Raw genomic sequence first — 12,195 nt, 5'->3', positions numbered from 1 at the left:
CTTTGAGGGCTTCCCCCGTCGCTAGGATACCTTGACCAGTCGGGCTGGCTTGATCGCTTTGCCCGACAGTTCGGAAACGGCCGCCTCCGCGTCGATGCCGAACAGGCCGATAATTCGCTGCCACCGCTCCGCCGCCTCCCCGGACATGTCACCGCGTGCACTGAGCACCTCGTGGAGCGCGGCGAGGCCACCGCGGCGGGTCAATGAGAACTATGCGGTGCCGGTGATGGCAGATTTGTGACGACACCCGCGGTCCCGCCAAGGTCAGAACGCCAGGCGAAATCGCGAGCATCCTTGCCCATTTTGGTCTATACTAGCGTCCAAGTCGGCCTTGGATAAGCCGTATCGGTTCATCGTGCTCATATTTATGCCAACTGCGCAGTAACTGCGGCTTGCCAAGACCGTGTCAACGCGACCGATCCCATTCTGGAAGAGGAGCGAACGATGGCATCGATTAAGACCGCAACGAAAAAGAAAGGTCGTTCTGGCGATATTTCGGCGGCGGCCGTTAGCGCCCTCTCGACTGACGAATTACAGGCGATGGACGCCTGCTGGCGGGCATCCAACTATCTGTCGGTTGGCCAGATCTATCTTCTCGACAACCCATTGTTGAAGGAGCCGCTGAAACGCGAGCACATCAAGCCTCGCCTGCTCGGCCACTGGGGCACGACGCCCGGTCTGAACATGCTCTATGTCCACCTAAACCGGGTCATCAAACGCGACGACCTCAACATGATCTACATCATCGGACCGGGACACGGCGGCCCTGCCCTGGTTGCTCACGCCTATCTGGAAGGTACCTACAGCGAGGTATACCCAAATATCAGCCAAGACGCGGAGGGTATGAAGAGACTATTCAAGCAGTTCAGCTTTCCCGGTGGCATTCCCAGTCACGTTGCCCCGGAGACGCCCGGCAGCATTCATGAGGGCGGGGAACTCGGTTACGCCTTGAGCCACGCCTTTGGTGCGGCCTTCGACAACCCGGACCTGATCGTCGCCTGTGTCGTTGGCGACGGCGAAGCCGAGACCGGGCCTCTCGCGACCGGCTGGCATGGAAACAAATTCCTGAATCCGGCCCGCGATGGCTGCGTGCTGCCCATTCTTCACCTCAACGGGTACAAGATCGCCAACCCGTGCTTCTTAGCGCGCATTCCGAAGGACGAATTGCAAAAGTTTTTCGAGGGCATGGGCTATACGCCTTACTTCGTCGAGGGACACGACCCGGAGGACGTCCACCAGCAGTTGGCTGACGCGCTGGACACCGCAGTGGCGGAAATCAAACAAATCTGGGCTGATGCCCGAAACAACGGCAACCTGAAACGCCCGGCTTGGCCGATGATCGTCTTCCGCACGCCGAAGGGTTGGACTTGCCCGCCGGAAATCGACGGCAAGAAGTGTGAAGACTATTGGCGCGCCCACCAGGTTCCCATGGGCGACATGGACAAGCCGGCGCACATCCGGATTCTTGAAAAGTGGATGAAGAGCTACCGGCCTGACGACCTGTTCGATGCAGATGGCCGGTTCAATTCCAAACTGGCATCGCTGGCTCCGATGGGGCATCGCCGAATGAGCGACAATCCGCACGCCAATGGCGGTTTGAAGTTGCGCGACCTTAAGATGCCAGACTTCCGGGACTATGCAGTGGCGGTGCCCAGCCCAGGCGCAACCACGGTCGAGTCGGCACGGCTGATGGGCAAGTTTCTCCGGGATGTGATGAAATTGAATTTGGAAAGCAACAATTTCCGCCTGTTCAGCCCGGATGAAAACAACTCCAATCGTTGGCAGGACGTGTTGGAGGTTACCAACCGATGTTACATGGCCGAAATCTACCCGGAGGACGACCATTTGGCGCCAGATGGCCGCGTGATGGAGGTGCTCAGCGAACATCAGTGCCAAGGCTGGCTGGAGGGCTATCTATTAACCGGCCGGCATGGCTTCTTCTCCTGCTATGAAGCCTTCATCCACATCATCGACTCGATGTTCAACCAGCACGCCAAGTGGCTGAAGGTCTGCCACGAGATTCCCTGGCGCCGATCAATCGCATCGCTTAACTACTTCCTCAGCTCGCACGTCTGGCGCCAGGACCACAATGGCTTCAGCCATCAGGACCCGGGATTCCTCGATCATGTCGCCAATAAGAAAGCGGAAGTGATCCGGATCTATTTGCCGCCCGATGCCAACACCCTCCTGGCGGTGACCGATCACTGCCTGCGCAGTCGCAATTATGTCAATGTCGTGGTCGCCGGCAAGCAACCCGCGCCGCAATGGCTGACGATAGACCAAGCCGTCAAGCACTGCACTCAAGGTCTTGGCATTTGGGAGTGGGCCAGCAACGACAAGGGCAGCGAGCCCGACGTGGTGATGGCGTGTTGCGGCGATGTCCCGACCCTGGAGACGCTGGCTGCAGTGGCGTTGATCCGCGAGCACTTACCGGAATTAAAGGTGCGGGTGGTCAACGTGGTGAATCTGATGAAGCTGCAGCCGCCGGAAGAACATCCGCATGGCTTGCCGGGTCGCGATTTCGATGCGCTGTTTACCAAGAATAAGCCCATCATCTTTGCCTTCCACGGCTATCCCTGGCTAATCCACCGGCTGACCTATCGCCGAACCAACCACGACAACCTGCACGTCCGCGGCTACAAGGAAGAAGGCACGACCTCTACTCCCTTCGATATGGTGGTGTTGAACGACCTCGACCGTTTCCATCTGGTGGAGGACGTAATCGATCGCCTGCCGCAACTGGGCGCCCGCGCCGCTTACTTCAAGCAGGCTATTCACGAGAAGCTGATCGAACACAGACAGTACATCGAGAAGTATGGTGATGATCTGCCGGACATCAGCGGTTGGAAATGGGGCTTGATGGACAAGGGCGGCGAGTCTCGACGGACGTCAACGGAAAGCGACAATATTTGAGTTGAGCTGCAATCCAAATCAGTCTTTGAGGCGAACATGCCCGATGCCCCGGTAAACCTCGGTTAACGGAGCACTTACGCGCTATGCCCGACACGCTGTCGACGGATGCCGAGCTTGATCGGTTGCCGACCGATCAAGACCTGGCGCGATTGCAGTTCTCGACATTGCTGTACTATCTGCATGAGACGAACCCCGACAACGGGCTGGTACGCGACAAGACGGAACCGAATGCTCCGGCAAGCATCGCCGCAATCGGCATGGCGCTCGCGACAATTCCCGTCATTGTAGAACGAGGAATTCTTATCCGCGAATTCGCCGCAAAGATCGCCCGCAAACGATTGCGATACTTGACGGATTGTCCGCAGGGACCGGAGCCAAACACATCTGGTTACAAAGGCTTCTTCTATCATTTTCTGGATATCGAGACGGGTCGCCGCGTTTGGCAGTGCGAGTTGTCCACGATCGATTCCGCGTTCCTGTTTGCAGGCGCCCTAACCGTTGCTACCTATTTCGATCGCGACACTCCGGATGAAGCGGAAATCCGCCACCTCGCTACTACGCTGTATGAGCGTGCCGACTGGAACTGGGCCTGCAATGGCGGTCTTTCGCTGACGCATGGCTGGCGCCCGGAAAGCGGATTCATCCCGCATCGGTGGCGGGGTTACGATGAGGGCTTGCTACTCTACATCCTCGGCCTTGGCTCGCCGACCCACCCGTTGCACCCGCAGAGCTATGCCGCCTACACCGCAACCTACGAATGGAAGAAAATCTACGGCCGCGAGCTGCTTTATTCAGGCCCGCTCTTTACTCATCAGCTGTCGCACATGTGGGTGGACTTTCGCGGCATCCGCGATGCGTTCATGCGTCACCACGACAGCGACTATTTCGAGAACAGCCGGCAAGCAACTTTCGTGCAGCAGGAGTATGCAATTCGAAACCCGATGGAGTTCGCCGGCTATGGCCAACATTGCTGGGGGTTCACGGCCTGCGACGGGCCGGGCTGGATCACGCGAACGGTCAATGGCCTTGAGCGGCAGTTCTTCGATTACATTGCCCGCGGCGCTCCGTTCGGGCCCGACGACGGGACGGTCGCACCTTGGGTTGTCATAGCCTCGCTGCCATTCGCGCCAGAGATCGTTATCCCCACTGCCCGCAATTTTGCCCGGATGAATCTCGGCATGACACGGCTTTACGGATTCAAACCGTCCTTCAATCCGTCATTCACGATAGAAGAAAGTCCCACGGGATGGTGGGTGTCCCCGTACCACTTTGGGATCGACCAGGGACCGGTCGTGCTTATGATCGAAAACTACCGGACTGGCTTGCTCTGGAACCTCATGCGCCGCTGTTCGCCGGTGGTAGAGGGATTGCGTCGAGCAGGTTTCGCGGGAGGATGGCTGTAGCGCTGTAGGCCATATCAGGGCATGCGAGCACACTGAGCTGTCGGGTGCAGGGAGCGAGGCACACTTCAGCAGCGACCGGACTGCCGCCAACACGGTTGAGGCAGGCAATCCTGTTTGGGAAACGCGCTGACTTGTTGCGACATTCTTTCTCGTAATCTTGATCTCATCTGATCTTGCGCCTATAATTTCCTGTTCGGATAAAGGGTGCACGAGTACTACGGAGAGCAAACGGGAGGGCCCACGATGAACCACGATCTGGGGAGCATCGCAGCGGCGCTAGTCGCCGAGGGGAAGGGTATTCTGGCGGCGGACGAGACCGTGCCCACATTGACCAAGCGGTTCGATGCGCTCGGAATCCATTCCACCGAGCAAAGCCGGCGCACCTACCGTGAAATGCTCTTCACCTCCGCGGGCGCGTCCGAGTTCATCAGCGGCGTCATCATGCACGACGAGACCATCCGCCAGAAGAGTTCCGGCGGGACGCCGTTCACTCAGGTCCTCTCCAGCCAGGGGATCCTGCCCGGGATCAAGGTTGACACAGGCGCGAAGCCGCTTGCCGGCTCTCCCGAGGAGACAGTCACCGAAGGGCTCGACGGGCTGCGGGATCGCCTCTCCGAATACCGCGGCATGGGCGCCCGCTTCGCGAAGTGGCGGGCAGTCATACGCATTGCGGAGACGCTGCCGAGCGCCGCGTGCGTGAGTGCCAACGCACACGCCTTAGGGCGGTACGCCGCGCTTTGCCAGGAGCAGCAACTCGTGCCAATCGTTGAACCGGAGGTGTTGATGGAGGGATCGCACACGATCGAGCGCTGCGAGGATGTCACTGGCGTGGTCCTTCACGCCGTGTTCCGTGCCCTGTTCGAACAGCGTGTCGTGCTGGAGTTCATGCTGCTCAAGCCCAACATCGTGATCGCGGGTGAGGACTACTCTCGTCCGGTTCCCTTGCGGGACGTCGCAGGCGCCACGCTCCGCTGCTTGCGCCGGCACGTGCCCGCGGCGGTTCCCGGCATCGTGTTCCTGTCGGGTGGTCAGAACGACCGGGCGGCCACCGCCCACCTCAACGCGATCAACCAACTGCCCGGGCCAAAGCCTTGGAAGATCAGTTTCTCCTACGGGCGCGCACTCCAGGATCCGGCGCTGGAGGCGTGGCATGGACGCGACGAGGAGCTGAAGATGGGCCAACAGGCCCTTTACCACCGGGCTCGCTGTAACGGCGCGGCTAGTCTTGGGACGTACACCGATGAGATGGAGGCGGCATAGGTGGGCTTTGGTAGTCCGCCGCATCACGACCAGCCGGGCGGTGGAGTATGGGCACAAGCCGCACTACCTCGAGGGAGCGAAGCTGAACGAGATGCCCCCATGCCTTTAGATATGTCCGTCGTGAACGACCTGACCCGCTTCCATGGGCCAGGCGACGTCATCGACCGGTTGCCGCGGCTGGCAGCTTGAGCCGCTTACTTCAAGCAGACCATCCGTCACGATCTGATCGAGCACAGGGGGTACATCGCATTACACGGCGGCGACCTGACCGAAATCGCGGGCGGAGTGTCGGGACAAGCAACGGCCTTGGGAGCGCTGCGATCGACGGCGGCTGACAGCGTCTAAGCCAGGAGAGCTGGACGTGAACGTATTCGTGATCAGGCATGGGGAGACCGAGTGGAGCCTGAGCGGGCAACACACAGGTACAACAGATCTCCCCTTGACCGACAACGGACGACGACAGGCAGAACGGACGCGTCCGGTGTTGGCGCGGCAGACGTTCGCGCTCGTTCTCGTAAGCCCACTACAGCGCGCACGGGAGACTTGTGAGTTGGTGGGTCTCGGCGCCGGCGCCATCGTCGACCCAAGCTTGATCGAGTGGGACTACGGCGAATACGAGGGGCTGACGCCCCAGCAAATCCAGGCGAAAAGACCGGGCTGGTTGATTTTCCGGGATGGATGCCCGGGGGGCGAGACGCCGAGGCAAGTTGGCGCGCGTGTGGATCAAGTCGTGACGCGGGCGCGGGCTGCGAACGGCGACGTTGCTCTGTTCGCGCATGGGCACGTACTGCGCGTGCTTGCGGCGCGTTGGATCGGGCTTCCACCGCGAGCCGGACAACATTTTCTTCTGAATACCGGTACGTGGAGCGTTCTCACTTACTATCGGGAGATACCCGCAGTAAGGATCTGGAATGGACATGTCGCCGACTAGGCCGCGGGAAAGTTGTCGGCGGTGGTTGCAGTGACGATTGCCTTCGAAGCCGGTGTCGTCGTTTGAGTGGGAAAACGTTGATGGCAAAATCAATTCACGGCGATAGCGCGCCCGAGCCGACGAGACACAGTAGCGCTCCTGAATCGATGGATCCGGCCCCCACCGTCGCTTTGCTCTCTAACGGTCGCTACAGTGTCATGCTCACTGCTACAGGAGCCGGTTGGGGCACATGGAAGGACCTTGACGTTACCCGGTGGCGAGAGGATGTCACCCGCGATTGTTGGGGCCAGTTTTGCTACGTCCGAGACCAGACGGACAACACTCCATGGTCCATCGGCAAGCAACCTCTTTTCCGACCTCATAATATCTACACGCATACGTTTCATGGAGACAGGGCCGAGTTTCGCTGTCGAGCCGAAGACATCGAAATTTACTGGAAAGTATGCGTCGCACCAGATGTCGACGCAGAAGTGCGGGCACTTACGATTGTCAACCATGGCAGGAAGGCACGAACCCTCGAACTAACCAGCTATTCCGAGGTCTGTCTGAACAATCGCCGCGCGGACAGAGCACATCCGACGTTTGCCAAGCTCTTCGTGGAAACGCAGTACGACGAGGCGACCGGCGCCTTGTTTGCGCGTCGCAGGCCGCGCGATGCGAAAGAAAAACCGATCTGGGCGGTTCATGTTTCGTCGTCGAGTCAACAGGTCGGCCAAGTGGTCGAGTATGAGACTGATCGACGCAAATTCCTTGGACGCGGCCGCACGGCAGAAAATCCCACCATATTTGACGCGGGGGCAGCTCTATCCGGCACGACCGGCCCGGTTCTCGATCCCGTCTTCTGCCTGCGAAGGACGGTCCATCTGGAAGCGGGTGATACGGCGCGCGTAGCCTTTGTGACGGGCGCCGGCGACAACCATCAGGCGGTCCGCGCGATCGCAGAGCGATTCTCAAGTATCGATGCCGTCGATAAGACGTTCCGCGAGGCATCGGAAACTTATCAAGCTGAGCTTCACGACCTAAAGCTGACTCTCGATAAGGTCTCTTTGTTTAATCGCCTGGTTGGAAGTATCGCATTTGCAAATCCGGCTTTGCGGCAGGCGACGGCGTTCAAGAAAAATTACTTCTTCGATCGCGCAGCTCTTTGGTCGCACGGGATATCCGGTGACCTTCCGATCGTGCTGGTTCGCATCGAAGGCAACGGGGATAAGACGCTCGTTCGCGAAGTGACAAAGGGGCACGGGTTTATCCGCCGCAGAGGTTTGCAATTTGACCTTGTGTTGCTTGATACACGCGGCGCCAGTAGCGCAAAGCAATTGGTCAAGAGACTGCAAGCCGGAAAGGCAGCCGAAACGCTAGGCAAACCAGGAGGAATCTTCGTCTTGTCGGCGGGCACGGCCTCAGACGATCAAATCACAGCGATCGCCGCCGCTGCGCGCGTCATCCTTTCAAGCAACTCTGGTTCACTGGCCAATCAGCTTGATCGACCATACGCAGTTGAAGTTGAAACGCCTCCGGGTCGAATATCCGCGGCTCGAGCGGGCGAGACACTCACGCGCCCTGCTGCGATCCCGCCCAAGGATTTGTTGTATTGGAACGGTTTCGGGGGCTTCGCCCCTGACGGGCGCGAGTACGTCATTGTGGTCGACGGCGTCAATTCGCAAGCGCCGTCCCTGCCGCCGGCGCCTTGGAGCAACGTCATCGCAAACCCGAGTCTTGGCTGCCTGACGACTGAAGCCGGGCTTGGGTACACTTGGTCGGGCAACAGCCAGATGAACCGGCTGACGCCTTGGTCGAATGACCCGGTTTCAGATACACCTGGTGAGGTCGTCTACTTGCGGGACGAAGAAACCGGAGAGATCTGGACGCCAACGCCCTTGCCACTGGGACATCGAGCCGTCGTGACCGTTCACCATGGCCAAGGCTACAGCCGGTATGAAAGTATCAGCCGAGCTTTGGATCACAAGTTGACGGTGTATGTCCCGCCTAACGGTGAGATCAAGATCGTGCATCTCGAATTGACGAACGATGACTCTCGACCTCGCCAAATATCGGCAACATATTTCGCCGAGTGGGTTCTGGGGACACATCGTGAAGACGCTGCGATGCAAGTCGTCTGCGAACGCGATGTCGAATCGGGAGCCATCGTGGCGCACAACGCATGGGGCGGTGATTTTGCCGGGAAACTGGCGTTCGTGGCCGCCAGTCAGGTTGCGAGTTCAGCCACTTCCGATCGCGCGGAGTTTCTTGGCAAATACGGCTCGGTGTCTCGGCCCGCTGCATTGCAGCGGACCAGTCTGGCAGAAAGATTCGGAACCCTGGAAGATCCCTGCGCCGCGCTGATGGTGGACATTTTGTTAGAGCCTGGCGACACCAAGGACGTTATTTTTGTTCTTGGACAAGCTGCCGGCCTCGAGCAGGTCCGCCGACTTGTTCGCGAACATGCAGACGTCGACCGCGCTCGCGAAAGTTTCGCCGCTTTATCTCGTCAGTGGGACGACATCCTAAATGCAACGCAGGTCTCAACGCCGGACATTGGCTTCAATCTGATGATGAACCGGTGGCTGCTTTATCAGGTCCTGTCTTGTCGCGTTTGGGCGCGCTCTGGCTTTTACCAGTCGGGGGGCGCGTACGGCTTTCGCGACCAACTTCAGGACGTCATGGCGTTGGTCCACTGCGCGCCGAACGAAACCCGCTCACACATCCTGCGAGCGGCGGCACGGCAGTTTGAGGAAGGTGACGTTCAGCACTGGTGGCATCCTCCGTCCGGCATTGGCGTGCGCACACGCATGACCGACGATCTATATTTCCTTCCCTTTGTCGTTCACCACTATGTTTCGACAACCGGCGACATCGGTTTGCTCGATGAGCAGATTCCGTTCATTAGGTCCCCCCTCCTGAAGAAGGACCAGGACGAGGACTTCAACCGGCCGGACACCAGCGAACAAATCGCTGCAATCTATGAGCACTGCATTCGAGCCCTGGAACACGGGTTCCGTCTAGGCCGCCACGGCTTGCCGCTCATGGGAACGGGCGACTGGAACGACGGCATGAACAAGGTCGGCGCGGAGGGCAGGGGTGAAAGCGTCTGGAACGGGTGGTTCTTTCTTACAGTCCTGAAGTCGTTTGCCACGATTTCGGCCGCTCGTGGGGATGAGAGCTGCGCCGCGTGGTGCCGCGAAAGAGCCGAAACCTTGCGCGTGGCCTTGGAAGCCAACGCCTGGGACGGTACTTGGTATCGCCGAGCCTATTTCGACGATGGCACTCCGCTCGGGTCGTCGCTCAACGATGAATGTCAGATCGATGCCATTCCACAGGCTTGGGCTGTCATTTCCGGCGAGGCCGATGTGGAACGTGCTTCAACGGCAATGCACGCGGTTCACGAAAGGCTTGTGCGACAGGAGGACAAGCTGATTGCGCTATTCGAGCCCCCATTTGACAATGGCCCACTGCAACCTGGCTACATCAAGGGTTATGTTCCCGGTATCCGCGAGAATGGCGGCCAGTACACCCATGCAGCCGCGTGGGTTGTTTGGGCCACAGCCTTGCAGGGCGATGGTGATCGCGCCATGCATCTGTGGAACTTGATCAATCCGATTTGCCACGGAGCGACGAGAGATCAGGTCGAACGCTACATGGTAGAGCCATATGTGGTCAGCGCCGACGTGTATGGCGCGCCGCCGCATACGGGACGTGGTGGTTGGACATGGTACACGGGTTCAGCCAGCTGGTTATATCGAGCAGGGCTGGAGGCTATTCTTGGCCTTCGACGTGAAGGTCAGTTCCTCCTGTTCCAGCCATGTGTTCCCGCAAGCTGGTCGGACTATGAAATCACCTATCGGCACGGTCGTGCGACTTATGAGATTCGCTTTGACAATTCGTCCGGGGCTGGCCGAGGAGTACGCTCGGTGATGATGGATGGGGTCCTTTTGCCAAACGGAAATGTTCCCCTCACAGACGAAGACCTGACACACGAGGTTCGCGTGTTAATCGGTTAGTGGCCACGATTGATCGTTGAGTTGGCGGCCCAGGTCCACCGACGTTACCTTCCGCAGGGGTTTAGCGAGCCCCGAGGGCAGAGAAACGCCAGCCGATATCGTTGAGGACCGACCAGCCGGGAAAGATCGGTCCTGCCTACAACTCAGCGCCGAGCGCTTCCGGCATTAGCGTCAAATCCGATCGGCACCGATGGCAAATCAGGCCGGCCTCCAATTTCTAGAGGGGCACCGACTCGAACAGTCCCCGCAAAACCGAAGCGCTTCGGTGGAGCGCCGCGCGCTCCTGTGCATCGAGTTCAGGATAGAGATCGGCGGTCACCCCTTCGCGCCCCACGATCCGAGGAATTGACAGCGCAACATCCTGAACCCCCTCCGTGTTCTCGGTAACGATCGAAACAGAGAAGACCGCCTGCTCATCTTGCCTTATCGCGCCGATGAGCCGAGCGAGGCCGGCTGCGATGCCGTAGTAGGTGGATCCCTTTCCCCGGATAATTGTATAGGCAGCATTTCTGGTCCTGTCGTCGATCTCTGCTCGGACTGAGTCTGTGATCGGGGCTCCGACCTGTGTAGCGAAGGTCGCAATCGGAACCGCTCCTGCGCGGGCGCTGGACCAAGCCAGTACTTGGCTGTCGCCATGTTCTCCGAGCACATATGCGTGGATGGAGCGAGGCGAGACGTGGAGATGCGCTCCCAGCAAACTGCGAAACCGCGCTGTATCAAGGATAGTGCCTGATCCAATCACGCGGCCTGCCGGCAGGCCTGAAATCACCTGTGTGATCTGGGTCATTATGTCGACCGGGTTCGATGCGACCAAAAGGATCACATCGGGACAAACGCGCATGATTTCGCCGATGATATCTCGAAAGATTGCGGCGTTCCGTCCGAGAAGGTCAGTCCTTGTCTCACCGGGGCGCTGCGCGGACCCCGCTGCAATGATGACTATTCCTGCATTTCGAAGCCGGTCGTAGTCCCCGCTCGCAATCGACGTGCCGGAGGCAAACGGGAGAGCATGGGCGATATCCAGAGCGTGTGCCTCGGCCAAAGCCGAATCCAAATCAACCAGCACAACCTCGCTAGCCACCCCGCGCAGGCCAAGTGCATATGCAGCCGCACTGCCCACCATCCCAGCTCCGACAATGCCGACTTTCATCTTCGTCCCTCCTGCGCGGAACACTTCGTATTCTAGACCATCGCTCGAAAGACCCAAATGGTCGTAGCGATAGTGACGTTGCACGGAAGGTTTCCTTGGCTTGGGAGACCAAGATAGGGCCGGTGGCACGCGGGCTCTTCGGGGCGGTCCATGCTGCGACACGATCTTCCGGGCGTATTGATGCCATTGTAGCGAATGCGCCGCCTTCGATTTCAACGGCGACGCCGTCTATGAGCGTGGCCTGTATCGGACCTAGCAGCGGCTCCACCCAGTTCGATGCTCTGAAGGCCTTCGGTGCGTTCTATTACGAAATTGGTGGTTGTGCCGAAGAGTATGGCCACGCTGTCGAAGACCAACCCCAAAGCCACGCGCGGAGTCCGGCGCGATGTTAATTCACCGGCCCTGTATTGTGTCATTGGACCTAGGCTGCAGGTTTGCCGGTAACCTTCTCTACCGTCTCCAGGCCGACGGCGGCGAGCACGGCGTTGTTGGCGTCGCCTTCGGAGAAGGCCAGGAAGTTGCGCCCCATGCGGTGGTCGT

7 protein-coding genes are annotated in these 12,195 nt (G+C 59.2%); 5 read left to right on the top strand and 2 right to left on the bottom strand.

From position 1 onward, the window contains the following. Positions 1-21: 21 nt before the first annotated feature. Complete coding sequence (locus AC0L14_RS32100) at positions 22-204, bottom strand: hypothetical protein (protein ID WP_287246360.1); 183 nt, start codon at positions 202-204, stop codon at positions 22-24. A gap of 240 nt (positions 205-444) precedes the next feature. On the opposite strand from AC0L14_RS32100, the gene AC0L14_RS32095 reads away from it, so the two are divergent. The 5 genes from AC0L14_RS32095 to AC0L14_RS32075 all read left to right on the top strand — a co-directional run bounded on the left by AC0L14_RS32095 (position 445) and on the right by AC0L14_RS32075 (position 10,505). Next, positions 445-2,913, top strand: coding sequence for a phosphoketolase family protein (locus AC0L14_RS32095; protein WP_473527686.1), 2,469 nt, complete (start codon positions 445-447; stop codon positions 2,911-2,913). Between the two features lie 83 nt (positions 2,914-2,996). Beyond that, entirely contained in the window at positions 2,997-4,316 is a 1,320-nt protein-coding gene (locus AC0L14_RS32090; RefSeq protein WP_473527687.1) for a glucoamylase family protein, read from the top strand. Positions 4,317-4,559: 243 nt separating this feature from the next. Further along, positions 4,560-5,576, top strand: coding sequence for a class I fructose-bisphosphate aldolase (locus tag AC0L14_RS32085; RefSeq protein ID WP_473527688.1), 1,017 nt, complete (start codon positions 4,560-4,562; stop codon positions 5,574-5,576). 361 nt (positions 5,577-5,937) lie between these two features. Continuing rightward, positions 5,938-6,507, top strand: a complete 570-nt coding sequence (locus AC0L14_RS32080) for a histidine phosphatase family protein (RefSeq protein WP_473527689.1) — start codon at positions 5,938-5,940, stop codon at positions 6,505-6,507. Between the two features lie 80 nt (positions 6,508-6,587). Then, on the top strand, positions 6,588-10,505 hold the full coding sequence (locus AC0L14_RS32075; RefSeq protein WP_473527690.1) for a GH36-type glycosyl hydrolase domain-containing protein: 3,918 nt from the start codon (positions 6,588-6,590) through the stop codon (positions 10,503-10,505). Positions 10,506-10,722: 217 nt separating this feature from the next. Here the strand turns inward: AC0L14_RS32075 and AC0L14_RS32070 are convergent, their stop codons facing one another. Then, on the bottom strand, positions 10,723-11,739 hold the full coding sequence (locus AC0L14_RS32070; RefSeq protein ID WP_473751893.1) for an L-lactate dehydrogenase: 1,017 nt from the start codon (positions 11,737-11,739) through the stop codon (positions 10,723-10,725). Positions 11,740-12,195: the final 456 nt, after the last annotated feature.

The sequence above is a fragment of the Mesorhizobium sp. WSM4841 genome, assembly GCF_055811515.1.
Note: the sequence above shows the minus strand (reverse complement) of the source record. Positions and strands in the feature narration are given on the sequence as shown.